Source organism: Anaerococcus martiniensis, assembly GCF_043187485.1.
Lineage (GTDB): Bacteria > Bacillota > Clostridia > Tissierellales > Peptoniphilaceae > Anaerococcus > Anaerococcus martiniensis.
The window spans coordinates 1,474,998-1,501,147 of record NZ_CP171106.1; the positions used below are offsets into that span (position 1 = coordinate 1,474,998).

Below are 26,150 nucleotides of genomic sequence, written 5' to 3' on the forward strand. Positions count from 1 at the left end.
AAATTCAGTAATTAAATCTGAATGATCAATGGCCTTTTATTTTTATTATTTGTACTCATCAAGAAAATCAGAAACTATTTTCTTATATTTTTCACTATCAACTCTCGGAAATTCTGCGTGCTTATATCCTTTAGCGGTAAATATTTCTTTGTTATTGTGATTTATAGACTTATAAAGACTTTCGCCCATATATGGTGGTGTAAGAGTATCATGATCTGCATTAGTTATGAGAACTGGCTTACTAACATTTTTTATATATTGATTGGCATCGATGTCTTTAAATGTGTAATTAAGTTTTAGTTTTGTGAAAATACCACCAGCAAATTTCATATAATCAACTGGTATACCTTGTTCATCTTCTATTGTTTTTAACTCTTTATCGAACATATCGTTAAAATCAGCTACTGGTGATTCTAAGATAAGATAATCTATATTTTGCTCATCTCTACCGGCAGCCATGGCAGCACTTCCCGCACCGTAGGATTCTCCCCAAAGGACTAATTTGCCATCATCCCCGATTTCTTCCTTTGCAATATTAACTGCATCCAAGATATCATATGATTCTAGAAATCCAAACGTATTATAAGGAGCTTGATTATTTCCTGAATTACGTTGATCTATTGCTAATACATCATAACCAAGATCTAAAAATATATCCATTATGTGGGGTAGTGATTTACCTGTGCCACCCAAACCATGGACTAGGACAGCAATATTTTTGTTTCCATCTTTTTTTATATGGATGGCAGGAATATTGTGCTCACCTTTACTTGAAGGAAAATCTATGTAATGAACTTGCTTATCTTTAGCAAAGTCTTGGAATTTATCCTCGTATGTATTTGCTTCTTCTAATGTTTCTTCTCTAGACACGATATTAGTAAATCCATCAAATACTTGCTTGCCAAGAAAAATTGTAAATCCAATAAAAATTACCAGTAATATGGTCAATATTATTAAAAGGACCTTTTTTTTATTTTTTAACATCCCAGTCTCCTATTGTTGTGTAAATGTTTTCTTACTAAGAATTTATCTTTATATTACATGAATGTCAAGCACTTTTGAGCTTATTTTTTATTTATTTGGTTATAATAAGATTAGTAATATATTTAGTGTAATTTGAAGGGAGATCTTATGCAATTAAAAATTTCTATAGGATTCTTTATTGCTTGTATTTTGATGATAACTGTATTTAAATCCCAGTTTAAGGGAGATATTGGAGAGATTGCCGTAGCTTCAATGTTAAAAGAATTAGATAAGAAAAAATATATAAAGCTTCATGATATTAAGTTAATTAATCCTAGCCAAAAAACTAAAACTACCCAGATAGACCATTTGGTAGTATCAACCTATGGTATCTTTTGCATAGAAACAAAAGCCTATAAGGGGAAAATATATGGAGGTGAATTTTCAAAAGAGTGGACTCAATATCTTTCTAATAGCCAGCATAAGTTTATGAATCCTCTTTTTCAAAACTACGGGCATATAAAGACCGTTGAATCTATCATAAAAAATGATTATCCAAATTTGCCTTACTTTTCTATAATAGCTTTTTCTGCAGAGGCAAATCTAAGCTCAATAGATGTAAAAAAAGCTAAAGTCTGTAAGATTTCACAATTAAGTGATGTGATTAAATCCCTATCTACAAATGAAATAATATCAGAAGAAGAGCTTATAAAACTTGTAAAATTAATTGAAGAAAATAAATCTTATCAAATGGACATATTGCATAGTAGAGAAATAAATAAAGTAAAAAAAGAAAACCAAGAAAAAATAAGACAAAATATTTGTCCTAAATGTGGATCAGAACTAGTTGAAAGGCAAGGTAAATATGGAAAATTTACTGGTTGTTCAAATTTTCCTAAGTGTAGGTTTACAATAAATACCAAATAGACATACATACGTTTAATTTATAGATGAGAATTATTGAGAAAGGGACAAAATGATAAAATTTTTAAAATATACCTTTGTAATATATTTAATATCCTTAATATTATTATATATTACATCTAAAATTAAAAATGATGAATTAATTATGGTGTATGCTGCTTTTGGAATAATATATGCTCCGATTGGAGCCTTGATTTTATATGGATTAAATAGAAAATATAATTTTTCTATGCCTATATTTTTATTTGTAGCCTTAGTCGCTACGATAATTGCATTTTTAATAGGAATGGTAATTGTTTTTAATTTTCTTTAAAATTTTAGTGGTTAATAAGAATGTGATAAATATAGATAATAAAACTATTAGCTAAAGCACAAAATCCTCGGAAAATACTTAACCGAGGATTATTCTTTATCTACTCATAAGTATTTTTATTAATTAAAGGGTAAAAATCATTATATAGAAAATACTAGTTTAGATTTTCAAAAGGAGGCTTTTATGAACAAGAATACAAGCGCATACATGGGTGCTGGTATGTTATTGGGATTAATTTTTGGTATGCTACTGGAAAATATAGCCTTGGGATTATTAATAGGAATTGGATTAGGTGCAGCCATTGGGGGTTACAAAGATAAAAATATCTAATAATTTAGAAGTTAACGCCATGATGGCTCCAGCATATGATATTTACCTTGATAATAGTGTAACTATTGAGTAGGAGATTATTTAATTATAGGATTTTGGGTAAGTTACTATATATAGGTTTTTTAAATTTGAATGTTATCATATACCTTTAAGATTTGAAAAAGTCTTAAAGGTTTTTTTAACGAAAAGTTAGGAGATATTATTGATTAAATATGAAAATGTATCACTGACCTATCCTGGATCTGGAAAGGCCATTGATAATATAAATTTTGAAATAGAGGATGGTGAGCTTTTTGTGATAGTTGGTCCCAGTGGAAGTGGAAAAACTACTACCCTTAAGCTTATTAATAGACTTTTAAGAGAAACTGAGGGACAAATTTTCTTTGATGGATCCGATATAAATAGCTTTGATTTAAGAGAGTTAAGACTTAATATTGGATATGTTCTCCAAGGTATTGCCCTTTTCCCAAACATGACGGTAGCCGAGAATATAGCTATAATTCCAGAGATGAAGAATATGAATAAAGCTGATATTATAAAAAGAACTGATGAGCTTTTAAATGAGGTTGGACTGGATCCTGATATTTACAGAGATAGGCTACCTAGTGATTTATCTGGAGGAGAAAAACAAAGAATTGGCATTTTGCGTGCAATTATTGCAAACCCAAAGGTTTTGTTAATGGATGAACCTTTTTCTGCTCTTGACCCTATTAGTCGTAGAGATCTGCAAGATTTGATAATTGATTTGCAGAAATCCTATAAAATCACAACGGTTTTTGTAACCCATGATATGTCCGAGGCACTAAGGGTTGCAGATAGGATTTGTATCATGCAAGATGGAAAGATTGTCCAAATTGGTAAGGGAAAAGAAATTATTGAAAATCCTGCCAATAAATTTGTTAGTCAGTTTTTCGAAAATGAGAGTGAGTATATAAATGAATAATTTAGTAACTACATTTAATGAGAGAGAAGCTGATTGGTTAGTAGCCTTATACGAGCATTTAGAAATATCTTTGATTTCATTATTAATTGCTATTTTTATAGCTATTCCCCTTGCAATATTTTTATCAAATAAGAAAAAAGCAAACGAAGCTATTTTGCAATTAACGGGTATTTTTCAAACAATACCATCATTGGCCTTATTAGGTTTATTTATTCCAATCATGGGCATTGGTAAAACTCCAGCCATAACAGCCCTAGTAATTTACGCAATTTTCCCAATTTATCAAGCAACTATAACAGGTTTGTCAGAAATAGACCCTTCTTTGGAAGAAGCAGCCACTGCCTTTGGTATGACTAAGTGGGAAAAGCTAAAAAAGTATAAATTAAGTTTGGCTATGCCAATTATAATGTCTGGTGTCAGAACTTCTGCGATTATGATAATAGGAACTGCAACATTGGCAGCCTTAGTTGGAGCTGGGGGACTTGGTAGCTTTATTTTGCTAGGAATTGATAGAAATAATTCTTCATTAATTTTAATCGGTGCTATTTCTTCAGCACTTTTAGCTATACTCTTTGGAGCATTAATTAAATTATTACAAAATAAAAAACCAAAAACTATTTTAATATCACTAATACTTGCAACACTTCTTACACTTTTAAGTCTAACTCCATTTGGGGCAAAAAGTCCAAAAAAATTAGTTGCTGCAGGAAAACTTGGAGCTGAGCCTGAAATTTTAATAAACATGTATAAGGAATTAATAGAGGAAAATACTGATATTGAAGTAGAGCTAAAACCAAATTTTGGAAAAACAAGTTTTCTTTATGAGGCGTTAAAATCAGGTAGTGTTGATATTTATCCTGAATTCACTGGTACTATTACTAGTTCACTTTTAAATGATGATATTGGAGAAATATCAAATGATCCAACAGAAGTCTATGAACTTGCAAGGGATAAAATTTATGAGCAGGATAAGTTATCATTACTAAAACCTAGCGAATTTCAAAACACCTACGCTATAGCAGTTAGAGAAGATTTTGCAAATGAAAACAATTTGGAAAAAGTATCTGACCTTAAAAATGTGGAAGATAGTGCTGTAGCAGGATTTACCTTAGAATTTAATGACAGGGAAGATGGAAACCGTGGTCTAAAATCCTTATATAATTTAGATTTGGATGTAAAAACCATGGAGCCTGCCTTAAGATATACTGCAATTGCGAACGGCTCGATTGATATAACCGATGTTTATTCCACTGATAGTCAAATAATTACTAATAAATTGAAAGTCTTAGAAGATGATAAAAAATTATTCCCTCCTTACCAAGCTGCACCTCTTTTAAGAAGTGAAACTTTAGAAGAGTATCCTGAATTAGAAGAAATATTAGGAAAACTTGCAGGAAAAATAAATTCTGATGAAATGACTAAAATGAATTATATGGTAGATGTAGAAGGAAAATCAGCAAATGAAGTTGCTAGAGAATTTCTTATTAAAGAAAAGCTAATTGAGGATAAGTAAATATTGACAAAAACCATAATTGCTTTAACGTTGCAGGGCGTGTGCTTGCTAGCTTTATAAATTTCAGTTATCCTTTTATTGAAGATAGTAAAAATAAAAGTTATTTTGAAAATTTAAATTTTTGAGGTGAATTATGGATAATAAGTTTTGGACATATGAAGATCAGGCAGTTGAACTTACACTAGAATGGGCCAAAGAAAGAACCGTTTCTGGATCTGACCCAAAGACAACTGCCCTTTCCGCAAAAGAATTAAGAGAAAAAGTTGGTCAAACTATAACTGATGATGGACTTGGGCCAAAAAAAGCCCTAGAAATTTTTGAAACACTTAATAGGGCAACTCGTTCTGCAGATGACCCAATGAATTTTGCATATATTCCATCTGCTCCAACCAAGGCAGCAGTTGCCTTTGATGAAGTAGTATCGGCAGCCAATGTTTTTGGTGGAATTTGGGAATGTGGTGCAGGAGCAATTTTTGCTGAAAACCAAGTGATAGATTGGATAAAAGAATATTTATCTTGGCCAGATGAAGCTGTTGGAACTTTTGTTTCAGGAGGTACACATGGCAATCTTTCTGCTTTAGCCTGCGCCAGAGACCATGCTAAAAATGTTTGGAAAAATGAAGGAAAATATCCAAATGGCAGGCCAAGTGATGGTTATAAATTAATAATTTCTAAAGATACTCATTCATCAGTAAAAACTATTGCAAAAGTTTTGGATGTTGATGTATTGACAGCTGAAACTGATGAAAATGGTAGAATGACCGGACATGCAGTTGAAAAGCTCATAAAAGAAAATGAAGGAATATTTGCTGTAGTTGCAACTACAGGAACTACCAATACTGGATCTATCGACCATATTGAATCTATTTCTAAAGTTTGCAAAAAATATAATATCTGGTTACACATTGATGGTGCCTATGGTGGGGCTGGAATACTTGCTCCAAGCGTAAGAGACTTGTATAAGGGGATTGAAGATGCTGATTCCTTTATAGTAGATCCTCACAAATGGCTTTTTGCCCCATATGATTGCTGTTGTTTGGTATATAAGAGCCCAAAAAATGTATACCAAACCTTCTCCCAACATGCAGAATATTTGGACGGAGTAGATCATAGTCAATCAAATCCATCAGATATGGCCATCCACCTTTCAAGAAGGACCAGGGGATTGCCATTATGGTATTCATTAGTAACATATGGTAGAAAAAAATATACAGAAGCCATTGAACTTTGTATAGCAAATGCAAAAAAATGTGCCGAAGCAATTAAAAATACTGACCATTTAGAATTAGTAATGGAGCCAAGCCTATCAATAGTTGTATTTAAAAGAAAAGCTTGGGAGAAAGAAGACTATGATGCCTGGTCAAAAAATTTAGCTTTAAATGGCAAATTACTTTGTCTACCATCAAGTATAGATGGAGAAACTATCCTAAGACTTGCATTTTTAAATCCAAATACGGATATAGATAAAGCTATAGACATGATAATAGAAACAACAAAATAAATAAGCAAAAAACTTCACTTTAATAAGTGGAGTTTTTTAAGCATAATTAAGTGGGATGGGTATAAAGAAGTAAATACTAGAATGAAAAAAGAGGAAATATGAAATTACATACGGGCAACTTATACTGGCCAGTAAATACTGAGCCAATTTCTTTAAATATTAATTATAATGTAGACGATAATTCAGATGTCTTAGTGGTGGGATCTGGTATGTCAGGAGCCTTGGCAGCCTATGAACTTTCAAAAATGGGATATAGGGTAACTTTAATTGAACAAAATAAAATTGCTTCAGGATCTACATCTGCAAATACCGGACTTATCCAATATATGTCAGATGAGGGTGTCAAAACTTTTTCCGAGCAAATAGGCTTAGAAAATGCGGTAAAATTTTATAACCAATCCAAGCAAGCTATAGATGATCTAATAAAAATAGATCAAGAATTAATAAATATAAGTCAAGCAAATTTTAAAACAAGTGAAAGCCTAATACTGGCAAGTGCAAAAAATAAAATCCAAGATGTCAAAAATGAAACTAAAATGCAAAAAGAAATTGGATATGAAGTTTCTTTTTTGAATAAAGATGATTTAAAAGAACATAATATCAATGCCTATGGGGGATTACTAGCAGGACCAGATATAAATTTAAATCCCTATGCCTTTGTTCTTAGACTACTCAAAACTGCATCTGAGAAATATAATCTTCATATTGTAGAGGGCGTAAAATTTATTGAAGCAAGAAAAGAAAATGCAGACAATATAGTGACTTTGGAAATTGCTGGAAAAAAAATAATAAAAATCTATAAAAAAATAGTAATTACAACAGGATATAATCCACCAGCTCAATTTGAAAAACACTTAAAAAATGTAGAGATTTATAGGACCTATGTTGCTGTAAGTCAAGTTATTGATATATCTGATCGAGAAGACTTTTTGACTTGGGAAGTTAAGGATGCCTATACTTACTTTAAAAAAACTTTTGCCAGTAGGCTAATGGTAGGTGGGTTTGATGAAAAAGGCTATAAATTAAAAGAAAAAGATGCAAAAAAACATAAAAATGATTTGCTGAAAGCTGCAAATAATATGTTTGTAGAAAAAAAGGGTTTAAAATCAGAATACAATTATGCTGCCCTATTTGGGATGAGTAAAGATAATCTTCCATATATGGGTATAGATCCAGAAAATCCAGACATATTTGTAGTTTGTGGTGTAGGTGGCAATGGCACAGTTTATTCTAAAATTGCTGCGACTATGATTGCAAAATAGATAAATAATGAAGGTCTCAAAGATTATGAGACTTATAGATTGGCAAGGTAATGATGGGAAAATTCGAACCAACAGGTCAGAAAGTTGATGATATAATAAATAAATTACCTTCAAATCGTAAGATTGAAGATACTAATACACTAGTTGATTTATACCTAAGTATTAGTGGATTTGAGCCTCTTGTATGGTATCCAGGTATTGTTGGATTTGGTGAATATACCCTATATAACTGAATCGGGAATAAAGGGACAGTCCCCAATTATTGCTTTTGCACCTAGAAAAAATAAAATTTCTTTATACATTGCTAAAAACTTACCGGATAGGGAGAACTTGCTTATAAAATTAGGTAAACATACACAGGGTGCAAGCTGCGTTTATGTGAATAAACTTGATGATATAGATTTAGAAGTTTTGTAAGAAATTTTAACAAAATCAATAAGAGTTATTGAAAATAGAAAGAATAATGAATGAGTCTTTAAAAAAGAAATTAAAATTTGATAAATTTGAAGACATAGATTTAGTAAAAGATGCAAAAGAAAATAATACAGTTTTTGAAGGATTGGAATTTAAAAACAAAAATGACTGACTATTGGATTTGGCTATAGCCTATGTTTATTCATTAGAAGAAATGAAAGAAATTTTGGAAACTTTATGGAAAAATAAAAATGTAGAAAAAAATGGTTTGATTTACCTAGCCTATCCAAAAAATAAAAATAAGCTGGGGCATTCTCCAATTCATCGCGATGAAATTTTTCCCTTTTTAGATGTAAATGAAGATGACGGGTATGTAAATGGTACTCAGTTCAAGTTTAATAAAATGATAGCCTTGGATGAAAATTACACCTTAATAGGTTTAAAAAATTTACCCAAAAAAGATTTAAAAAAATCTCAAAAACCTTCTGCCAGGGTAGATGACTATATTTACAAGATAATAGATATAGAAGATTTTTTAAAGGACTATCCAAAGCAATATGATTTTTACCAAAGTCTAACACCAGGCTATAGAAAAGCTTGGGCACGATATGTATATTATGCAAAAACTCAAAAAACTATAGATAAACGATTAGATGAAATGGTAGATATACTAGGACAGGGTTACAAATCAAAAGAACTTTATAGGCAGAAAAATAAATGATTGGAAAAAAATAATTAATTACTCAAGATTTTTACCAAAGGGCAAGAAAATCTGGAAAAATGACTCTGTAAGAAAAGTTTATTATGGGCATGGGGTGAGAATATGGCAAAAAAATTGAAAGAATACTATGATCAAGAATATTTGGTGAATTTAGCAGACAAAATCTCAAAGGTTACGGATAAGTTTGATAAATTTAAGTTTTTAGAACTAACTATACCTAGAATTGATAAATTGGAATTTACTCCAAGACAAGAGCTTGTAGCCCGTGCCCTACATGAATATATAGATATAGATTATGTTGGTACATTAAATGTTTTTTCCAAAATCCTCGGACCAGAACTTAATGGAAATTATGGGGCCTTTTCAGAGGGCTGGTGGCTGTGGCCGATTGGCAAATACGTAGAAAATTATGGAGCAGAGTATTTTATCCAATCCACAGATTTTTCTAAAGAATTAACCAAAAGATTTACCGGTGAATATTGTATGCGTCCAATATTACAAAATTATCCGCAAAAAACTTTCGAACTTCTAAAGATATGGTCCACAGATGAAAATGAACGTGTGAGAAGACTTTCAAGTGAATGTATGAGAATAAGGCTACCATGGGCAAGGAAAACGGACATAGCACTTCAGTATTTCGATGACTTTGTAGAAGTTCTTGACAATCTTAAAAATGATCCCGATAAATATATTCAAAAATCTGTAGCTAATAACCTAAACGATTTGTACAAGGAAGATCCAGAAAAGTTTGTCTATATAGTAGACAAATGGGAGAGTCCAGATATGACTAAAGAGACCGAGTGGATTATTAAACATGGATCAAGGACGAAAAATAAGGATAATTAAATGAACGTAGAAATTAGAATGATTGATGATGTAAAAGAAAAAGAAAGTATTGCAAGAGAAGTACTTTACGATTTACCTGAGTGGTTTGGGATGCCTGAATCTACAGAATCCTATATCAGAGATTCGAAAGATATGCCACATTTGGCTGTTGGCTTTAGTGAGGCCAATAGAATAATTTGTTTTAAAAAAGATATATAAATTTAGGAGGATCTTATGAATAGCAAAATGGCAACTTGGGTAGCTGTAGGGATAGCACTTGGGGCAGGAGTTGGTTCGGCTCGAGGAAATATTCCACTAGGTATTGGAATAGGAATTATCTTGGGAGTGGTTGGAGGTTTATTGACTTCTAAACAAGAAGATAAAAATAAAAAGGCATAGGCCTTTTTTTAATTGACAAATGACACTGTGTCATCTATAATAAAAAGTGACACGGTGTCATAAGAGGAGGATAATTTGCCTAAAGATACTTTTTATAATCTAGACCAGGAAAAAAAGCAAAAAGTTACTAAAGTATTACTTGAGGAGTTTTCTCATAAACCATTTGCTGAAGTAAATGTAAAATCAATAGTTGAGAAAATTGGCATAGCTCGTGGTAGTTTTTACCAATATTTTGAAGATCTTGAGGATAGTTATTTTTATATACTTGATAAAAATACTCGTGATATACATTTGCTTTTTATGGCAACTTTGAAAAATAATAATGGTGATATTTACAAATCTTTGAATGAATTTGGTGAAGATATTGCTGAAATAATTTTTGACAAAGATGTTTATAATTTATACAAAAATAGGTTTTTATATTGGGATGAAAATCTTAATAAAAGTTGGGAATGCTCACATGGGGATTTTAAGAAAGCTTTTAGTAGGGCGGATTCTATGGGCATAGATATAGAAAAAATTTATTTTTTTAGGGCGGTTGTACATAGCCTCATCGAGCGAAATTTTAGAGAAAAATGGGATAAACCAACATTTATAGAAAAGTATAAGATCCATATAGGGTGGATAAAGGAAGGAATTTTTTAATGCAATTAGGAGAAAGTTTATTTGATATAGGCTATTTGGCCTTGGTTGTAGCCTTGGGAGTAAGGTTACTTTTAGAAAATAGTAAAGAAGCAAAATTATTTGGTATTATGGCCATAGTTCTGGGAATTGGTGATAGCTTTCACCTATTACCAAGAGTGGTTTCACACCTAAGTCCCGGAGGTCTTGCAGCACATACATCAGCCCTTTCTTGGGGTAAATTTGTTACAAGTATAACTATGACAATTTTTTATGTTTTATATTATTATTTTTATAGAAAACAAAGTGGAGACTATGACTATAAAAAGAAAATTTTAATTTACGCACTTGCTATTATAAGAATAATACTTGTAGCAATGCCACAAAATAATTGGGGAGGATCAAATGAATCATACCAATGGGGGATTTATAGAAACATTCCTTTCTTGATAATGGGTATTTTACTAATTATCTGGTCTTATAAGCAAAAAGAAAAACCAGGTCTTAAAAATATGTGGTGGTTGATTTTACTAAGTTTTGCATTCTACATCCCGGTAGTGCTATTTGCAGACAAGTACCCTGCAGTTGGATCAATGATGATGCCAAAAACGGTGGCGTATCTATTTATAGTAGTGTATGGATTTAAATACTTTATAGGAGAATTTAAAGCAAAATCTATACTTGCTAGTTCCATTACAATGCTAGTTATGGGTCTATTAGCTGGAGCATTTTCTAGAGAATTTACAAAATTTTATAGTTTTAATGAATATAACTATTTAAACCTTATCCATACCCATAGCTTGGCTCTTGGATTCTTGGCCTTAATGGGAATCTACTTGCTAGTTAGAAATAACGATGATAGAAAAATCCTTGCAATAAAAAAAGCTTACCATACCTATATGACTGGTCTTACAATTACTGTTGTTGCTATGATTGTTAAAGGAATATTTACAGTAGTATCCCAAGGCAGACAAACTATAAACCAAGCGGCCATTGCTGGAATTTCTGGTATCGGTCATATAGTATTAACAATTGGTATTATTAGTTTGATGGTAAAAATTTATAAATTTGAAACTGAAAATAACATTATAAAAAAATCTATAAATAAAAAAGGATTAGCTAAAACTAGCTAGTCCTTTTACTTTATATCTTTAAATCCTATTATTTTTACAGAAGGCAGATCTTTTATATTTACTATTTTCTTCTTTGCAATATAATCAAAAATTAATTGAGGCATTTCTAAGGTAGACTCCCAGATTATTTGTGTCCCATCAAGTACTGGGAAATCTCCTCCTCCAATTGCTCTGTAATTATTTGTAGCAAAAATTATTGTTTCATCATCAGTAATTTCATGGCCCCTATAAATAGCACTAGTAAGTCGTTTGCCTTTTTCTTTTGTATAATCAAAAGTATAGTCCACGCCAGAATATATGTCGTAATTAAAAATAAAATATTCGGGATTTTGTACTAGATTGCCTTCATCATCAATCATAAAATAATTAGAATTATATTCTAGTATTTCCTTAAACTCTTTACCGCTGACTTCAATTTTCATCAAAGTGTTGTTAAATCTATAATTTAAAAAAATATCTCTCATAGTAACTTCATTTGGGATGCCTTTAGCCTCTGAGGAATATATTGCAACTGCAGCAATGTCACAATCCGCATAGTCCATTTGAATTTGATTTATCAAATTTATATATGGATGGCCCTCAATTTGTGCTTCTCGTACAGACTCTATTAGAGCAGATGGAAATATTTGCCCGCATTTTTGATCTAAGTACTTATTTACACCCACTAGATCATTTTCTACTAATTTTTCTAATTCTTCATTGGGAATTATTTCTCCCATATCCACTAACTTCACATCTCTATCTATTATGTTTTTGCCCTCATCTATATATAGAGTAATTTCAGAAATCTTCCCGCCAGCAAAGCCAGGTTGGCTAACTACAATATCATTATAGATGCCAGATATTTCTTTATGGGTATGGCCAGTTAAAAATACATCAAAATTTAAATCTGAGAAAAGCAAATCATAGCCTTCATTTTCTCCTGTTTGCGGAGTTAATTCACGTCCTGTTTCTAAGTCTCTTGCAAAACCACCATGGTAAGAAACAATTACAATATCACATTTTTCTTTATCCCTGAGTATTGGTAGATATTGCTCAGCAGTTTCCATAGCGGATTTAAATGATAAACCTTGTATATTTTTGGGATTTTCCCAATTTGGGATGTACTGGGTCGTAATACCCAAAATTCCTATTTTTAGATTTCCGATAGTTTTTGTTGTATAAGGTTTAATATCAAGATAACTATCATTTTGTATGGTATTTGCTGATAAGACAGGGGCATCCAAATAATCTATATAAGATTTTAAATATTCCTTTCCATAATTAAAATCATGGTTTCCCAGAACAATTGCATCAGCATTTAGTAAATTATAAGCACTTGCAAGATTTTTTAAATCATTGTTGTTATGGTAAAAAGTTCCTAGAGGAGATCCTTGAATATTGTCTCCGTTGTCAATATAGACCACAAATTCATTTTCATTTCTCACTTGGTCAATGTATGTTTTTATCTTTGACATTGAGAAAAGCTCACTTTTATTGGCATCGGTAAAAGATTTATTTGAAATATAAGCATGGATATCGCTAGTTTCAAGTATTGTTATTTTCATAAAATCCTCCTATATACCATAAGCAAGTTTTTTGCGAAATCTGGTAGAAAGTAGCTCAACTACTAAAACCAATATCATTAAAGCAAGTAATATAACTCCAACTTCATTCCACCTATAGGCATTAATTGCAAATATTAGCGGAGCACCGATACCACCAGCTCCTACCAAACCAAGTGTTGTTGCATCACGGATATTCATATCAAATCTATAAATTATTGTAGATAGAAAGCTTGCAAAAAGTTGTGGCAAAATCCCAAATCTTATTTTGCCCCAAGTATTAATTCCAAGTGACTCAAATGCTTCTAGTATATCTGTATCAATATTTGCAATTGTTTCTTGAAATAATTTTGTAAGCATACCAATAGATGTAAAAGTCATAGTCATAACCCCTGCAAAAGGACCTGGTCCTGTAACTCTAATAAACATAAGCCCATAGACAATTGCTGGTATTGTTCTAATTAACAAGATAAGTATTTTAAAAATTTCAGCAATCACTCTGGGAACAATATTTGCAGATGATAAAAATGCCAGGGGTAGTGATATTAAAGCTCCTATTAATGTCCCAACAAAGGCTATACAAACAGTCTCAAAAATCAAATACCAAAGTCCACCTCCAGAAAAATCTGTAAGAAGACTCATATCTGGATGGATAATTCCACCCAAGATTGATTTTATAATTCCGACACCCTTTGAACTTGTTTTTGAAAAATCCATAACACCTGATGACCAAATTAGGAGGGCAATTGTAATGATAGTTAGTAGCGTACGTATGAGCCTATAGTTTGGCTCAGCCTTTAAAACTTTTTCAATTTTTTGATCCATTTAATCCTCCTAAGCTAACCTTTTTCTAATTGTTCTAGAAATTAATTCTATCACAAAGACAGTTATTACAAGGGCAAACAAAATTGTGCCGACTCTGTTATAATCACGCCATCCAATATTTTCATTAATCAACAATCCAAGACCTCCAGCACCTACATAACCTAAAATTGAAGCGTAGCGGACATTTCCTTCAAAGTTAAATAGGGAAGTAGAAATGTATGTTGCCATAATTGACGGGATTACTCCCTTAAAAAAAGCCATTGCTCTAGTGTAGCCCATAGAAATCATTGCTTCATAAGCACCAAGGTCTTGAGTTTCTATCTCTTCATACATTATTTTTCCAACATAGGCGAAGGAAAATACAAAAATCGCAAAGGTTCCAGCTAGGGTTCCTAGTCCAAAAACATATGTTGCAATTAGGGCGATAACAAGGGTTGGTAGGGTCCTTAAAATAGTAAATATTAATTTAAAAAGCCAGTTTATAAATTTATTATTTACCATATTTGAAGCTGATAAAAAAGCTACTGGTAAGGCTAAGAATGCTCCTAAAAATGAACCGAAGAGTGACATTTTTATAGTATCAAAAGTTGGACCAATTACTTTAGGCAAATAATCCCAATCTGGATTAAATAAGTCTTTTAAAATAACTAATAAATTATGACCATTTCGAGCTAGTATTTTGCTATTAAAACCTGTCACTTTGAGGGCAATGATTAAAAATACTAAAAGAATAAGTGATATAAGCAAAGAATTGGATTTTTTTTCTGTAACTACTTTTCCATTTGAAAGAGTAATTGTTTTTGCTTTAAAAATATTATCCATAATTTACTCCACAACAATATTTTTAGGGTCTTGGCCATAGATATTTCTAATTACATCTACATTTACTTCAGATGGCTTACCATCAAAAGCTAGCTGGCCTTTTTTGATTCCTAGAATCCTATCTGAATATTCTAAAGCTGTCTCAACATCATGGATATTTACAATTACAGTAATACCATTTTCACGATTTAGCTTTTTAAAATAGTTCATAACTTGGCGGCTAGATACTGGGTCAAGACTTGCAATTGGCTCATCTGCCAAGATTATTTTTGGATTTTGAACAATGGTTCTTGCAAGGGCAACTCTTTGCTTTTGTCCACCAGAAAGTGCATCTGTACGTGAGTAGGCTTTATCCAAAATATCTACGCTATCCAAGGCTTCTAGAGCTTTTCTTTTCATATCCTTGCTATAAATTCCAAATAACTTTTGAAAAAAATTTAGGTCTGGTACAAAAGTATTTAGTACGTTTTTTTGGGCAGTAGTTCTTTCAACTAGGTTAAAACCTTGAAAAACCATACCTATTGTTCGTCTGTAATCCCTTAGTGCCTGGCCATTTAACTTCGATACATCTTTTCCATCTACAACTAATTGTCCGCTAGAAATCTCGTGCATTTTATTAATTGTACGTATAAGAGTAGATTTACCAGCCCCTGATGATCCAATTATAGATACAAACTCTCCATCAGGAATTGTTAGATCTATGTCTTTAAGTGCTAAAAATCCACCGTCATAAGTTTTTGATACATTTTTAAATTCTATCATTATAATTCCTTCATTAAAAATAAGACCTAAAACCCCTTAGGGCATAGGCCTTTTTAGTTTTTATTTTATATGTTCTTAGTTAGCATCTCTTGCCATTTTTTGTACTTCACGTTCTGAATCATAGTCAGCCGGATTTGCTTTTTCATATCCATTGTGAGTATAAATAGCAATTACTTCTTTACCTTCATCTGTGTTACCAATGTTGATAAATGCATTTTGTAAGGCTTCAATAAGCTCTGGTGTCATTTTTTCGCTTGATTCTGATACTGAGATTGTATCATTCATCATTTTATCTGTTACACCAATTACTTGAACATCTGTGAAAATATCATTTTTGCCACCAAATTCGCTTTGCCATTGATCAACAAAGTCCATTCTTGCATCACCATATGTTACAAGAACATCGATTTGACCTGTAGCAAGTCTTGCAAATGAAGATGGGTAAGAGTCTGCTTGAACTGCATTTGATAGTTCAGAGATTGTGTGTTCATAATTATTTTTTAACCAAAGTGATGGATATAGGTATCCAGCTGGAGAAGTAGGTCCCATTACTGCCCAGTTTGCAGAGTCAAGGTCTTCCCAAGATAATTTTTCACCATTATTTATTTTTGCAGCAAGTTCTTGTCCTTTTTCAGAAGGACCAGCTAATACTAGACCCCTGTAAAATGTTACTTGATCATCCACTTTTTCTGTTGGCGCTTTATCATTCCATTCTTTTGCATCATCAGATTCGATTGATAGCCCGTTACGTGTTGCTGTAAGAATTGCTTCAACACCATCATCATATGTTACATATGTTCCACCTGGGATAAATCCAACATCAACTGTTCCAGCACTCATTGCTTCACCAGTCGCTTCGTATGATGTACCAACAGAAATATCTACATCTTCTACTTCGTAACCTTCTTTTGATAATTCCTCTTTTAGCATATCTTTTAGTGGTTCAGTAGCTGTGATAATTTCCTCTGGTTCACGAGATGGTACAAATTGTACTGTTAATTTATCGATAGCTTTATTTTCTTCTGTTGTTTCTGTGCTTGCAGTTTCACTTGTGTTTGCTTCATCTGTTTGTGCTGGTTGATTATCAGCATTATTTCCACAAGCTGTAAAAGCAAGGGCTGTCATTAGTGTCATACCTAATGAGAAAATTTTATTTAATTTCATAATTCCTCCTAAAAATTAAATCCAAGTATATTATACAATATTTTCATGACTTGTGAGACATTTGTATGTAAAATAAAATTTACATTTTTAATTAAATTTATTAGTATGATAAGTATATGAATGTGAGTAAAAATAAATTATTTTATGAAAACTATAATGAATTATGTGATTGTGCATTTTGTTGTTTTTATATAGAAAATATTGAAAATCAATACCATGATTTGTCACATATTTTAAATAAATGGGGGATAGACATTAAAAAACCCTTTGAAGCACCTATTCCATACTTGGAGAAAGATAATATAATATTTCCTTTTGCTCAATACATTGTAATGGGTAAGTATAGTAAGGACATAATAGAAAATATTTTAAATGAAAAAATAACTTTAGCTAGGAATTATCCAGATCCAAAAATAGACGAGGACTATTTTATAATAGAGATTGGGCCAATTTTATTTAATAAAAATCTAGCTAGAAAAGATTTATTGTTAGAACTCGGAGAATAGTATGGATATGCTTAAAGAATTTTTAAGAAAAACAGGCATAGGCCTTAAGGAATTTTTGAAGGCATCAATAATTTCTGCAGCCATAAGCTTTATTGTATTGCTAATTGGTTTAAAGATTGGAGATGTGCCTTATTATGGATTGGTGGCAATATTTATTGCAATAGTTGATCTACTACCAGTTTTAGGAAGTGGTATTATTTTAATTCCTTGGTCAATTATTACATATTTTATGGGGAATCCTCACTTGGCTTTAATCTTGATAATAGTCTTTGTAATAACTTTTTTAATAAAACAATTATTGCTGCCCTTACTTTTAGGAAAAAGCATTGGATTAAAACCCTTGTATACGATAATAATAACATTAATTTGTATGATTGTAATGACACCGGCTATAGGAGCCATTGTTGGTTCAGTAATGTCAATTATAATTGCGGTTATAATTGATATGAACAAATCTAGAAAGTTATGATTTTAGAGTTTTAATAAGTCTTATAGACTTAAATATTAGATATGATAAAATATTAATTATTCGACTAAACTGAAGGAGGATTTCATGACAGATTATATTTTAAGCGCAGAATCAACTATTGACCTAGATGTTGATTTTGTAAATGAACTTGATGTTAGCATAATAAAATCCAATTATCAGTTAAACGATACAGCCTACTTAGATGACTTTGGCCAAAGTTTAGATATGAAAGAATTTTATGAAAATATGAGGAATGGAGCAACTCCATCAACATCAATGATTAACATGAATGCGTATATTGAATATTTTAGACCCTTACTTGCTGAGGGCAATGATATAATTCATATTTGCCTATCGTCTGGATTATCTAGCCAAATTAGCAGTTTAAATGCAGCTTTTGATAGTCTTAGAGAAGAATTTCCAGATAGAAAAATGTATGCAGTTGACGCTATAATGGCTTCAGCTGGTTTTGGAATGCTAGTAATAAAACTTTCAGAACTTAAAAAAGAGGGAATGAATATAGATAGTTTATATCAATGGGCTATTGATAATAAACGCCACGTTATTTGCTATTGTAGCAATGAAAATTTAGAATATGTTGCTAGAGGAGGAAGAATTTCAAAAACAGCTGCTAATATTGGAGGTATGCTACATATTTCTCCTATTATCGAAGTAGATGATGAAGGCAAGATGATTGTTACTGGTAAAATTAGAACAAGAAAAAAATTATTAAATGCCTTGGTAGACAAAATGGAAAATAATGCTATAAATGGATTAGATTATGACGATGACGTCTATATTGCTCAAGCAGACAATGTAGAGTTAGCCAATCAGTTAAAAGATTTAATAGAACAGAGATTTCCAAACTTAAATGATAAAATAAGAATTTCAAATATTGGACCAACTATCGGTAGCCACATAGGACCTGGTGGAATTGGACTTTTTTATTGGGGCGAGGTGAGAATGCTTGGATATAAAAAATAAGTCTAACTTAGACTTATTTTTTTATTTGTATTCAAAATATTTTACATTGCCATCAAAGTAGACTAAATCACCCTCAGGATAATTCCATATAGCTTGCAATTTTTTAGGAAAATTAATTCCATCTTGATTTTTTTCATAATCACTACATTTTGCAGTCCATGGAATATAATCGACAGATCCATCATCCTTTACTGCTGCTCGGTCTTCGGTATAAAATTTTATCATTTCGTAATTTTCATTAAAAGTAAATATTCCTGACACGGTAATGCCATTATTTTTTATACTTGCCTTTATATTATAGGGGTCGATTTCTTCAAAATAAATATCATTTTCAAGCAGAGCTGAAGGAACAAATAAGGATTCACCAAGATATGTACACAAGGCCCCAGCATCCATAACAGGTCCTTTTTGGTCAAAAAGAGTAATATTTTTACCAATGACACCCTTCATTCCGCCCTTTCCATCATAAATATAATCGTAACCTTCAAAAGGTATACCAAAAAGTGAACTTTTTATGTAAGCAAGACGTACTGGATTTTTAGCAAAATTATACTGATTATAATCCATTTTTAATTTTGGTTTTTCAGGGTCTTGAATAAAGTCTGTCTCTGCGAAGAAAATATTAATATAATTCATTTTTTTACTACCTATATATCCATTCTTTTCCATATATTTTTGAATGGCGGTAGGATATTTTTCAAAATCTTCTTTAGTAAAAACATTATTATCAATATTTGACTCTTGCATTATTTTTTCTAAATCGTCATTAAATTCATTTTTTAATGGGGAGTAGGAAATGTTAAAGTAAATTAATATAGCCCCAATTACTACTAGCAAAATACCAATAAAAAGCATAATATTTTTTTTAATTCCCTTCATATAATTTTTCTCCGTATTCTTCAACCCTTGTTAACCCACTTTCCAATTTAATATACAAATTGAATAATTGAGTAATTTCTTCATCAGTAAAATCTTTGAATAATAAAGTCAAAGTTTCTAAATGCTTGGCTGTCATTTGATTAGAGTATTTAAAAAAATTATCAGTAACATCAATATTTATTGAATTCTTAGATCCTTTTATAAATTTTATATATCCCTTTTCTTCTAAAGGCTTTGCCAATTTCTTAATATTTTGCCTAGAACAACCCATCATATTACCAATCTGGCTTAGATTTCTATTTCTATTCGTATCTGAAACAATAGCTAGCATCAGCCATTGCTTGATTGTGATGTCTGTTTGGATTTTTTCACAAGCTGTTTGAAGCCTATTTGATAATATAAAAATATTTGCAAAAATCATTTGTTTTGCTTCTATTAAATAATCTTCCAAATTAACCTCTCCTTTGTAGTAACTAGTTACTACTATAATAATCTAATACGTTTTCATTGTCAATATTTTATTTATCGTTTATAATTAGATAAAATATAAGTAATAAATAAAGGAGATATTATGACTGATTTTATCGATAAAGAAAAAATTGAGCAAGCCTATAAGCTAATTGATAATGCCCAATATGCCGTTATTTCCTTAGCAAAAGATAATGAACCTTATGGTATACCAATTTCTGTTGTAAGGATTGGTGATAGTTTATATTTTCATACAGGTCAACAGGGTCAAAAAATTGATTTTTTAAATACAAATTCAAAAGTTAACCTAACATTTGTAGGAGAAGTTAAGGTCCCTACTAATCTATATGATAATAAAGAAGTCAGTCAGATGGTAGCAGATCCTTCCAAGCATGGTAAGTTTGTAAATACTGTTTTTACTACTAATTTTGAATCTGTTATTGTTAAAGGTGAGTCTAAAGAAATAATCGATGATAATCAAAAAATAGAAGCTATGCGTGCTATTTGTCAAAAATATACTCCTAAGATGATGGATTATTTTGATATTCCTATTAAAAGAAGTTTGGGAATAACAAAAGTTTTCAAAATTGAAATTAAAGATTTAAGATTAAGAAAAAAACAAGTTAAGATTTAGAAATATGAAAAAATTAAGCAAAATTAAGTATTTAGAATTTTATATCTTCAGCATTTTATTGATGGTTTTTGCCTTATTTTTGGATTCTCCAATTGAAATTTATCAGGGACTTGTGAAAATTCTTACCTCTCCTAGTATCTTAGTATCAGACTATATGCAAATTGGAGGAGTAGGTGCCAGTTTTATGAACGCTGGTTTTATGCTTTTGATTTCTCTTATAATTGCAGAAAAAAGTGGAGCAGCCATTACTGGTGCCTTGATAGCAGGTTTATTTACCCTAACAGGTTTTAGTTTCTTTGGAAAAAATATCTTAAACTCTATACCACTTATGATTGGCGTTTATATTTATGCAAAAATAAAGAAATTAAGTATTGCAAATTATATACATGTTTTATGTTTTGTAACTGGCATAAGCCCTTTGGTAAGCTTATTTATTTTTGGTTTGGATTTTACATTAGTTCAAGGAATTATTTTAGGGTTTTTATTAGGTATAATAATAGGGATAATTATTGTTCCAATATCATCAAATTTTGTAAAGTTTCATGATGGTTATTCACTTTATAATATTGGTTTTACAATAGGTGTAATAGGAATAGTCTTTGCTGGTTTATTAAGAATGTTTAATAAAGAAATACCAAGCATATCCGTAATTTATGAAGGAAATGATGCATATGCCTTTGCCTTTATACTTGTATTTTGCTTGGGACTTGTAATTATTGGACTTATTAAAAATAAAGGATTTAGTGGATACAAAGATATTTTAAACCATAGTGGTAGGCTAATTACCGACTACACTATTGAATCAAATAGAAATCTTGTGATGATTAATATGGGTCTGACTGGTCTTATTGCTATTATTTTTGTAAAATTAAGTAATGGTATTTTCAATGGTCCTATAATAGGTGGAATTTTTACTATAATTGGATTTGCTGCATTTGGTAAACATCCACGTAATGTTTTGCCAATCATGATGGGGGTATTTTTAGCTAGCAATTTAAATAAATATGAACCATCAAGCACAACTGCAGTTTTGACAGGATTATTTTCAACAACTATAGCACCCCTAGCTGGAGAATTTGGATTTTTATCAGGGATTATTGCAGGATTTTTGCATAAAGCTGTAGCAACCAATACAGGTTTGATACATGGTGGTCTAAATTTATATAATAATGGCCTAGCAGGAGCTTTTGTTGCAGCTGTCTTGTTGCCGATATTTAGAGATTTAAAAGAAAGGCGTGAACGTGATTAAGGAAAGAGATAAAGCTAGAAAAATTTTAAATGTAATGGTTGAATACTTTGTACTAAATAATTTTCAAAGTATAAATGCTAGCATAGATATAGATAAAAAATCAACAAAAGTTTTTATAGAGGGAATCATAAACCCTAATCATTTAAAGTTAGAAGAGCTAAGAAACGAATTAAAAATACCAAGAGTTTTAGCCTACGATGATTATTACGATGTACTGATGGACTCTGATAGTGAAGAGGAATTAAAAGTTATAGGATATTTGGTTGATGATTCAGATATAAAACTTGATGGAAATGTTTTAACTGTAAAACTAATAAGAAATCATATCTAAGAATATAAGAAAGCTATCAGCTTAAGTAATGGTTTTTAGTTTCAAAATTATATAAAGAAAATTACTACTAAAGAATAAAATAATAACTGATATAGAATTGTGGTTAGAAGAAAATAATTTAATTTAGTGAAGTAAAAATTAAAAGGACCTGGATATTATTCAGGCCTTTTATTTTTGTTTTTTACTTATCGTTTTTTTCAATAGCAGCTTGAGCAGCAGCTAGTTTTGCTATTGGTACTCTAAATGGTGAACAAGATGCATAATCTAAACCAACATTATATAAATATTTTACAGTTGTTGGTTCACCGCCGTGTTCTCCACAAATTCCTAAGTGTAGATCTTTATTTGCTGATCTACCTTTTTCTACAGCTGTTTCAACTAAGAAACCTACACCTTTCTGATCTAATACTTGGAATGGATCTTTTGCAAATAAATCTTTTTCTAGGTATAAAGGTAAGAATTTGCCAGCATCATCTCTTGATAGACCAAATGTCATTTGTGTAAGGTCATTTGTACCAAAGCTAAAGAAATCTGTGATTTCTGCTATTTCGTCAGCTGTTATAGCTGCTCTAGGGATTTCTATCATTGTACCTACAAGGTATTTGATTTCTTTTCCTTTTTCTTCGAATACTTTTTGGATTTCATCATTTACTTCATCAATTACATATTTTAATTCTTTTACATCACTTGATAAAGGAATCATGATTTCTGGTACAACTTCTATACCATCTTCATGGCAATGGATAGCGGCTTGCATGATTGCTCTTGCTTGCATTCTAGAAATTTCTGGATATCTTACGCCAAGTCTTAATCCTCTAAAGCCTAGCATAGGGTTTACTTCTTCCAGTTCTGCAATTCTTTCTCTAACTCTTGCTGGTTTTATATTAAGATCTAATGCCAAGTCTTTAATTTCAGCTTCACCTCTTGGTAAGAATTCATGAAGTGGTGGATCTAGAAGTCTTACTGTAACTGGTTTATCATCCATAAGTGTGTAGATTTGGTAAAAGTCATCTTCTTGCATTGGTAGGATTTTTTCTAGGGCAGATTTTCTTGTTTCTAAATCATTTGCTAAAATCATCTTACGAACTTGGAAAATTCTATCTTCTTTAAAGAACATGTGTTCTGTACGGCAAAGACCTATTCCTTCAGCACCAAATTCTAGGGCTTGTTCAACATCTCTTGGAGTATCTGCATTTGTTCTGATTTTCATATCTCTAAATTCATCAACCCATTCCATAAATTTGCCGAAGTTTCCTTCTAATTGAGGAGATTGAGTCTCTAGACTTCCGATATAAACTTCACCTGTAGAACCATTTAGAGAAATAGTATCATCTTTTGTATATACTTTATCGCCAATTCTCATTGTGCCTTCATCTTCATCAATATGAATATCACTTGCACCTGATACACAGCATTTACCCATACCACGAGCTACTACTGCTGCATGGCTTGTCATACCTCCACGAGCTGTTAATATACCGTTTGCTTTTACCATTCCTTCAAGATCTTCTGGAGATGTCTCTTCACGAACTAGTATTACTTGCTCTCCATCTGTTGCTCTATTAGCGGCATCTTTTGCTGTAAAGGCAATTTTACCAACTGCAGCACCTGGAGATGCTGCAAGACCTTTTGCTACAGCTTCATTTGATTTTTTAGCTTCATCTGTAAAAGTAGGGTGGAGTAGACCATCTAAATCTTTTGGATTTACTCTTAAAACAGCTTCTTTTTTATCAATTAATCCTTCATCTACCATATCTACGGCAGCTTTTACTGCAGCATGAGCTGTTCTTTTACCATTTCTTGTTTGAAGTAAGAATAATTTTCCTTCTTGGATAGTAAATTCCATATCCTGCATATCTTTGTAGTGTTCTTCAAGTTTTTTTGCAGTATAAGAAAACTCTTGGTAAACTTCTGGCATAGCATCCTTAAGTGTTGAGATTTCTTGTGGAGTTCTGACACCAGCTACAACATCTTCACCTTGAGCATTTATCAAATATTCACCAAATAATTTGTTTTCTCCAGTCGCTGGGTTTCTTGAAAATGCTACACCAGTTCCAGAAGTATCTCCCATATTCCCAAAAACCATGGTTTGAACATTTACAGCTGTACCCATTGCATCATCAATATCATTTAATTTTCTATAAAGAATGGCACGGTCATTGCCCCATGATTTAAATACAGCAGATATAGCTAAATCCAATTGCTCACGTGGATCTTGTGGGAAATCTTCTCCTTTAAGTTCTTTATATTTTGCCTTATATTCTTCTACCAATTCTTTAAGGTCATCTGCATTTAAGTCGGTATCGTTTTCTACATTCCTATCCTTTTTCTTAGCAGATAATAGTTTTTCAAAATTGTTTTTATCTAGTTCCATTGCAACATCTGCAAACATTTGGATAAATCTTCTGTAAGAATCATAAGCAAATCTTTCGTTTTCAGTTTTTTTAGCCAAACCCAAAACAGCATCATCATTTAAGCCTAGGTTTAAGATGGTATCCATCATACCTGGCATAGAAATAGGCGCTCCTGATCTTACTGAGACTAGAAGTGGATCATCTGTAGATCCAAATGTTTTTCCGTTTTCTTTTTCAAGGCCTTTGATATGTTCTGAAACTTCGTTATTTAAGTCATCCCATAACTTTTGATCTTCCTTATAAAACCTTGTACATGCTTCAGTTGTAACGGTAAAACCATAAGGTACGCAAATACCCATTGTAGTCATTTCGGCAAGATTTGCGCCTTTACCACCCAAAAGGGCCTTCATTTCTTTGTTGCCCTCATTAAAATTATAAACATATTTTTCGGTCATTATTTTTCCCTTTCTCTATTTATATTTTCGATGTTGCTGATTATGTATTCTGAAGTTTCTTCGATTGATTTGTATGTAACATCTATTATAGTACAATCCAAATCCTCCATTAGCTCCTTTGCATAGGTTATTTCATTTTCGATACGCTTTAAATCTGAATAATGAGAATCTGAAGAAAGGTTAATAGATTTTAGTCTTTCTTCTCTGATTTTTTGTAGCCTATGTGCATCAAGGGTCAAGCCAAAAATTTTCCTAGAATCAATTTCAAAAAGTTCACGTGGAACTTTTGCATCTAACAAAATAGGAACATTTATGACTTTATAGCCAATACTTGCTAGATATACTGAAAGAGGAGTCTTGGATGATCTTGAAACTCCTATTATACAAATATCACAATATTTTAGTCCCTTAAAATCCCTACCATCATCATATTTTATAGCAAATTCTAAGGCATCTAAACGTTTGTAATTGTGGACTATGTCTAAATCATCATTAGAAAAACCATCAACAGGGTCTATGCCCAAAAATTCAGAAATTTTATTTAGAGAATAGCTAGCATAATTAATGGTAAGTATAGCCTTATCTTTGCTAAAATTTTTAAGAAACTTATTGTGATCTGGGTCATTTAGAGAGTTGAAAATTATTTTATATCCGTTATTGCTATCTATTTGATCTAAAACATCTGATAAATTCTCTAATGCTTTAATATTAGCAAAGGTTTTCTCGATGTATTGTATTTCAAATTTTTCCATAGTATTATGCGCTAGCCTCGATATACCGACACCATCCGTATCTGAAATTACAAAAACAAATAAATCCATAAATTTCCTCCTCTAACCCTA

Annotated in this window: 32 protein-coding genes; 22 read left to right on the forward strand and 10 right to left on the reverse strand. The window is 31.4% G+C overall.

The window, feature by feature from the left end; genetic code table 11:
- Positions 1–45: 45 nt before the first annotated feature.
- On the reverse strand, positions 46–984 hold the full coding sequence (locus ACF3NF_RS07200) for an alpha/beta hydrolase (RefSeq protein WP_394022902.1): 939 nt from the start codon (positions 982–984) through the stop codon (positions 46–48).
- Positions 985–1,131: 147 nt separating this feature from the next.
- On the opposite strand from ACF3NF_RS07200, the gene ACF3NF_RS07205 reads away from it, so the two are divergent.
- From ACF3NF_RS07205 to ACF3NF_RS07280, 16 genes are all read left to right on the forward strand, one after another.
- Positions 1,132–1,890, forward strand: a complete 759-nt coding sequence (locus tag ACF3NF_RS07205) for an NERD domain-containing protein (RefSeq protein WP_394022904.1) — start codon at positions 1,132–1,134, stop codon at positions 1,888–1,890.
- Positions 1,891–1,939: 49 nt separating this feature from the next.
- On the forward strand, positions 1,940–2,200 hold the full coding sequence (locus tag ACF3NF_RS07210; RefSeq protein WP_394022906.1) for a hypothetical protein: 261 nt from the start codon (positions 1,940–1,942) through the stop codon (positions 2,198–2,200).
- Between the two features lie 183 nt (positions 2,201–2,383).
- Complete coding sequence (locus ACF3NF_RS07215; RefSeq protein ID WP_394022908.1) at positions 2,384–2,530, forward strand: hypothetical protein; 147 nt, start codon at positions 2,384–2,386, stop codon at positions 2,528–2,530.
- Between the two features lie 202 nt (positions 2,531–2,732).
- Positions 2,733–3,473, forward strand: coding sequence for an ABC transporter ATP-binding protein (locus ACF3NF_RS07220; RefSeq protein WP_394022910.1), 741 nt, complete (start codon positions 2,733–2,735; stop codon positions 3,471–3,473).
- On the forward strand, positions 3,466–4,986 hold the full coding sequence (locus tag ACF3NF_RS07225; protein ID WP_394022912.1) for an ABC transporter permease/substrate-binding protein: 1,521 nt from the start codon (positions 3,466–3,468) through the stop codon (positions 4,984–4,986). Before ACF3NF_RS07220 ends, ACF3NF_RS07225 begins: the two co-directional genes overlap by 8 nt.
- 133 nt (positions 4,987–5,119) lie before the next feature.
- Complete coding sequence (locus tag ACF3NF_RS07230) at positions 5,120–6,487, forward strand: pyridoxal phosphate-dependent decarboxylase family protein (protein ID WP_394022914.1); 1,368 nt, start codon at positions 5,120–5,122, stop codon at positions 6,485–6,487.
- Positions 6,488–6,585: 98 nt separating this feature from the next.
- The gene (locus ACF3NF_RS07235; protein WP_394022916.1) at positions 6,586–7,749 is read left to right on the forward strand and encodes an NAD(P)/FAD-dependent oxidoreductase; all 1,164 of its coding nucleotides are present in this window, start codon (positions 6,586–6,588) and stop codon (positions 7,747–7,749) included.
- Positions 7,750–7,799: 50 nt separating this feature from the next.
- Positions 7,800–7,982: a hypothetical protein gene (locus ACF3NF_RS07240; RefSeq protein ID WP_394022918.1), complete on the forward strand. Its 183-nt coding sequence runs from the start codon at positions 7,800–7,802 to the stop codon at positions 7,980–7,982.
- On the forward strand, positions 7,960–8,166 hold the full coding sequence (locus ACF3NF_RS07245) for a DUF1801 domain-containing protein (protein WP_394022920.1): 207 nt from the start codon (positions 7,960–7,962) through the stop codon (positions 8,164–8,166). The genes ACF3NF_RS07240 and ACF3NF_RS07245 overlap by 23 nt, the downstream gene beginning before the upstream one ends.
- Positions 8,167–8,212: 46 nt before the next feature.
- The gene (locus tag ACF3NF_RS07250) at positions 8,213–8,335 is read left to right on the forward strand and encodes a hypothetical protein (RefSeq protein ID WP_394022922.1); all 123 of its coding nucleotides are present in this window, start codon (positions 8,213–8,215) and stop codon (positions 8,333–8,335) included.
- A gap of 42 nt (positions 8,336–8,377) precedes the next feature.
- The gene (locus tag ACF3NF_RS07255) at positions 8,378–8,884 is read left to right on the forward strand and encodes a YdeI/OmpD-associated family protein (RefSeq protein WP_394022924.1); all 507 of its coding nucleotides are present in this window, start codon (positions 8,378–8,380) and stop codon (positions 8,882–8,884) included.
- A 102-nt stretch (positions 8,885–8,986) separates the two neighbouring features.
- Positions 8,987–9,730, forward strand: a complete 744-nt coding sequence (locus ACF3NF_RS07260) for a DNA alkylation repair protein (RefSeq protein ID WP_394022926.1) — start codon at positions 8,987–8,989, stop codon at positions 9,728–9,730.
- Complete coding sequence (locus ACF3NF_RS07265) at positions 9,731–9,928, forward strand: hypothetical protein (RefSeq protein WP_394022928.1); 198 nt, start codon at positions 9,731–9,733, stop codon at positions 9,926–9,928.
- A 15-nt stretch (positions 9,929–9,943) separates the two neighbouring features.
- Positions 9,944–10,108, forward strand: coding sequence for a hypothetical protein (locus ACF3NF_RS07270; RefSeq protein WP_394022930.1), 165 nt, complete (start codon positions 9,944–9,946; stop codon positions 10,106–10,108).
- 75 nt (positions 10,109–10,183) lie between these two features.
- A complete protein-coding gene (locus ACF3NF_RS07275) occupies positions 10,184–10,753 on the forward strand; it encodes a TetR family transcriptional regulator (RefSeq protein ID WP_394022932.1) in 570 nt (189 codons plus the stop codon).
- The gene (locus tag ACF3NF_RS07280; RefSeq protein ID WP_394022934.1) at positions 10,753–11,862 is read left to right on the forward strand and encodes a DUF2871 family protein; all 1,110 of its coding nucleotides are present in this window, start codon (positions 10,753–10,755) and stop codon (positions 11,860–11,862) included. Before ACF3NF_RS07275 ends, ACF3NF_RS07280 begins: the two co-directional genes overlap by 1 nt.
- Before the next feature lie 5 nt (positions 11,863–11,867).
- Here ACF3NF_RS07280 and ACF3NF_RS07285 read toward each other — a convergent pair whose 3' ends face one another.
- The 5 genes from ACF3NF_RS07285 to ACF3NF_RS07305 all read right to left on the reverse strand — a co-directional run bounded on the left by ACF3NF_RS07285 (position 11,868) and on the right by ACF3NF_RS07305 (position 16,979).
- Positions 11,868–13,409, reverse strand: coding sequence for a bifunctional metallophosphatase/5'-nucleotidase (locus tag ACF3NF_RS07285; protein WP_394022936.1), 1,542 nt, complete (start codon positions 13,407–13,409; stop codon positions 11,868–11,870).
- Positions 13,410–13,418: 9 nt separating this feature from the next.
- Entirely contained in the window at positions 13,419–14,231 is an 813-nt protein-coding gene (gene phnE, locus ACF3NF_RS07290; RefSeq protein ID WP_394022938.1) for a phosphonate ABC transporter, permease protein PhnE, read from the reverse strand.
- A 9-nt stretch (positions 14,232–14,240) separates the two neighbouring features.
- Positions 14,241–15,053, reverse strand: a complete 813-nt coding sequence (gene phnE, locus ACF3NF_RS07295) for a phosphonate ABC transporter, permease protein PhnE (RefSeq protein ID WP_262122585.1) — start codon at positions 15,051–15,053, stop codon at positions 14,241–14,243.
- 3 nt (positions 15,054–15,056) lie between these two features.
- Entirely contained in the window at positions 15,057–15,815 is a 759-nt protein-coding gene (phnC, locus tag ACF3NF_RS07300; protein ID WP_394022940.1) for a phosphonate ABC transporter ATP-binding protein, read from the reverse strand.
- 75 nt (positions 15,816–15,890) lie between these two features.
- On the reverse strand, positions 15,891–16,979 hold the full coding sequence (locus ACF3NF_RS07305; RefSeq protein ID WP_394022942.1) for a phosphate/phosphite/phosphonate ABC transporter substrate-binding protein: 1,089 nt from the start codon (positions 16,977–16,979) through the stop codon (positions 15,891–15,893).
- A gap of 116 nt (positions 16,980–17,095) precedes the next feature.
- Between ACF3NF_RS07305 and ACF3NF_RS07310 the strand changes: the two genes are divergently transcribed.
- The 3 genes from ACF3NF_RS07310 (at position 17,096) to ACF3NF_RS07320 (ending at position 18,938) form a co-directional block, all read left to right on the forward strand.
- A complete protein-coding gene (locus ACF3NF_RS07310) occupies positions 17,096–17,485 on the forward strand; it encodes a hypothetical protein (protein ID WP_394022944.1) in 390 nt (129 codons plus the stop codon).
- A 1-nt stretch (position 17,486) separates the two neighbouring features.
- On the forward strand, positions 17,487–17,954 hold the full coding sequence (locus ACF3NF_RS07315; protein ID WP_394022946.1) for an AI-2E family transporter: 468 nt from the start codon (positions 17,487–17,489) through the stop codon (positions 17,952–17,954).
- An 84-nt stretch (positions 17,955–18,038) separates the two neighbouring features.
- The gene (locus tag ACF3NF_RS07320) at positions 18,039–18,938 is read left to right on the forward strand and encodes a DegV family protein (RefSeq protein WP_394022948.1); all 900 of its coding nucleotides are present in this window, start codon (positions 18,039–18,041) and stop codon (positions 18,936–18,938) included.
- Positions 18,939–18,959: 21 nt separating this feature from the next.
- Here the strand turns inward: ACF3NF_RS07320 and ACF3NF_RS07325 are convergent, their stop codons facing one another.
- Both ACF3NF_RS07325 and ACF3NF_RS07330 read right to left on the reverse strand, forming a co-directional pair.
- On the reverse strand, positions 18,960–19,817 hold the full coding sequence (locus tag ACF3NF_RS07325; protein ID WP_394022950.1) for a DUF6544 family protein: 858 nt from the start codon (positions 19,815–19,817) through the stop codon (positions 18,960–18,962).
- Positions 19,804–20,268: a hypothetical protein gene (locus ACF3NF_RS07330; RefSeq protein ID WP_394022952.1), complete on the reverse strand. Its 465-nt coding sequence runs from the start codon at positions 20,266–20,268 to the stop codon at positions 19,804–19,806. The genes ACF3NF_RS07325 and ACF3NF_RS07330 overlap by 14 nt, the downstream gene beginning before the upstream one ends.
- Before the next feature lie 120 nt (positions 20,269–20,388).
- Here ACF3NF_RS07330 and ACF3NF_RS07335 point away from each other — a divergent pair, with 120 nt between their 5' ends.
- The 3 genes from ACF3NF_RS07335 to ACF3NF_RS07345 are packed head-to-tail and all read left to right on the forward strand — an operon-like array spanning position 20,389 to position 22,499.
- The gene (locus ACF3NF_RS07335; protein WP_394022954.1) at positions 20,389–20,919 is read left to right on the forward strand and encodes a pyridoxamine 5'-phosphate oxidase family protein; all 531 of its coding nucleotides are present in this window, start codon (positions 20,389–20,391) and stop codon (positions 20,917–20,919) included.
- A 4-nt stretch (positions 20,920–20,923) separates the two neighbouring features.
- The gene (locus ACF3NF_RS07340; protein WP_394022956.1) at positions 20,924–22,168 is read left to right on the forward strand and encodes a DUF1576 domain-containing protein; all 1,245 of its coding nucleotides are present in this window, start codon (positions 20,924–20,926) and stop codon (positions 22,166–22,168) included.
- Positions 22,161–22,499, forward strand: a complete 339-nt coding sequence (locus tag ACF3NF_RS07345; RefSeq protein ID WP_394022958.1) for a hypothetical protein — start codon at positions 22,161–22,163, stop codon at positions 22,497–22,499. Before ACF3NF_RS07340 ends, ACF3NF_RS07345 begins: the two co-directional genes overlap by 8 nt.
- Positions 22,500–22,680: 181 nt before the next feature.
- Here ACF3NF_RS07345 and ppdK read toward each other — a convergent pair whose 3' ends face one another.
- Together ppdK and ACF3NF_RS07355 are read right to left on the reverse strand one after the other, a co-directional pair.
- Entirely contained in the window at positions 22,681–25,308 is a 2,628-nt protein-coding gene (ppdK, locus tag ACF3NF_RS07350) for a pyruvate, phosphate dikinase (RefSeq protein ID WP_394022960.1), read from the reverse strand.
- Positions 25,308–26,129, reverse strand: coding sequence for a pyruvate, water dikinase regulatory protein (locus ACF3NF_RS07355; protein WP_394022962.1), 822 nt, complete (start codon positions 26,127–26,129; stop codon positions 25,308–25,310). The genes ppdK and ACF3NF_RS07355 overlap by 1 nt, the downstream gene beginning before the upstream one ends.
- Positions 26,130–26,150 lie beyond the last annotated feature (21 nt).

Excerpts from the sequence above, each read along its gene's own strand:
- ACF3NF_RS07320 (WP_394022948.1), top strand. The coding sequence starts at position 18,039 with ATGACAGATTATATTTTAAGCGCAGAATCAACTATTGACCTAGATGTT.
- ACF3NF_RS07215 (WP_394022908.1), top strand. The coding sequence starts at position 2,384 with ATGAACAAGAATACAAGCGCATACATGGGTGCTGGTATGTTATTGGGA.
- phnE (WP_394022938.1), bottom strand. The coding sequence starts at position 14,231 with ATGGATCAAAAAATTGAAAAAGTTTTAAAGGCTGAGCCAAACTATAGG.
- ACF3NF_RS07210 (WP_394022906.1), top strand. The coding sequence starts at position 1,940 with ATGATAAAATTTTTAAAATATACCTTTGTAATATATTTAATATCCTTA.
- phnC (WP_394022940.1), bottom strand. The coding sequence starts at position 15,815 with ATGATAGAATTTAAAAATGTATCAAAAACTTATGACGGTGGATTTTTA.
- ACF3NF_RS07340 (WP_394022956.1), top strand. The coding sequence starts at position 20,924 with ATGAAAAAATTAAGCAAAATTAAGTATTTAGAATTTTATATCTTCAGC.
- ACF3NF_RS07270 (WP_394022930.1), top strand. The coding sequence starts at position 9,944 with ATGAATAGCAAAATGGCAACTTGGGTAGCTGTAGGGATAGCACTTGGG.
- ACF3NF_RS07285 (WP_394022936.1), bottom strand. The coding sequence starts at position 13,409 with ATGAAAATAACAATACTTGAAACTAGCGATATCCATGCTTATATTTCA.
- ACF3NF_RS07200 (WP_394022902.1), bottom strand. The coding sequence starts at position 984 with ATGTTAAAAAATAAAAAAAAGGTCCTTTTAATAATATTGACCATATTA.
- ACF3NF_RS07305 (WP_394022942.1), bottom strand. The coding sequence starts at position 16,979 with ATGAAATTAAATAAAATTTTCTCATTAGGTATGACACTAATGACAGCC.
- ACF3NF_RS07265 (WP_394022928.1), top strand. The coding sequence starts at position 9,731 with ATGAACGTAGAAATTAGAATGATTGATGATGTAAAAGAAAAAGAAAGT.
- ACF3NF_RS07255 (WP_394022924.1), top strand. The coding sequence starts at position 8,378 with ATGAAAGAAATTTTGGAAACTTTATGGAAAAATAAAAATGTAGAAAAA.
- ACF3NF_RS07310 (WP_394022944.1), top strand. The coding sequence starts at position 17,096 with ATGAATGTGAGTAAAAATAAATTATTTTATGAAAACTATAATGAATTA.
- ACF3NF_RS07335 (WP_394022954.1), top strand. The coding sequence starts at position 20,389 with ATGACTGATTTTATCGATAAAGAAAAAATTGAGCAAGCCTATAAGCTA.
- ACF3NF_RS07240 (WP_394022918.1), top strand. The coding sequence starts at position 7,800 with ATGATGGGAAAATTCGAACCAACAGGTCAGAAAGTTGATGATATAATA.
- ACF3NF_RS07230 (WP_394022914.1), top strand. The coding sequence starts at position 5,120 with ATGGATAATAAGTTTTGGACATATGAAGATCAGGCAGTTGAACTTACA.
- ACF3NF_RS07315 (WP_394022946.1), top strand. The coding sequence starts at position 17,487 with ATGGATATGCTTAAAGAATTTTTAAGAAAAACAGGCATAGGCCTTAAG.
- ACF3NF_RS07355 (WP_394022962.1), bottom strand. The coding sequence starts at position 26,129 with ATGGATTTATTTGTTTTTGTAATTTCAGATACGGATGGTGTCGGTATA.
- ACF3NF_RS07205 (WP_394022904.1), top strand. The coding sequence starts at position 1,132 with ATGCAATTAAAAATTTCTATAGGATTCTTTATTGCTTGTATTTTGATG.
- ACF3NF_RS07225 (WP_394022912.1), top strand. The coding sequence starts at position 3,466 with ATGAATAATTTAGTAACTACATTTAATGAGAGAGAAGCTGATTGGTTA.
- ACF3NF_RS07325 (WP_394022950.1), bottom strand. The coding sequence starts at position 19,817 with ATGAAGGGAATTAAAAAAAATATTATGCTTTTTATTGGTATTTTGCTA.
- ppdK (WP_394022960.1), bottom strand. The coding sequence starts at position 25,308 with ATGACCGAAAAATATGTTTATAATTTTAATGAGGGCAACAAAGAAATG.
- phnE (WP_262122585.1), bottom strand. The coding sequence starts at position 15,053 with ATGGATAATATTTTTAAAGCAAAAACAATTACTCTTTCAAATGGAAAA.
- ACF3NF_RS07250 (WP_394022922.1), top strand. The coding sequence starts at position 8,213 with ATGAATGAGTCTTTAAAAAAGAAATTAAAATTTGATAAATTTGAAGAC.
- ACF3NF_RS07260 (WP_394022926.1), top strand. The coding sequence starts at position 8,987 with ATGGCAAAAAAATTGAAAGAATACTATGATCAAGAATATTTGGTGAAT.
- ACF3NF_RS07235 (WP_394022916.1), top strand. The coding sequence starts at position 6,586 with ATGAAATTACATACGGGCAACTTATACTGGCCAGTAAATACTGAGCCA.
- ACF3NF_RS07280 (WP_394022934.1), top strand. The coding sequence starts at position 10,753 with ATGCAATTAGGAGAAAGTTTATTTGATATAGGCTATTTGGCCTTGGTT.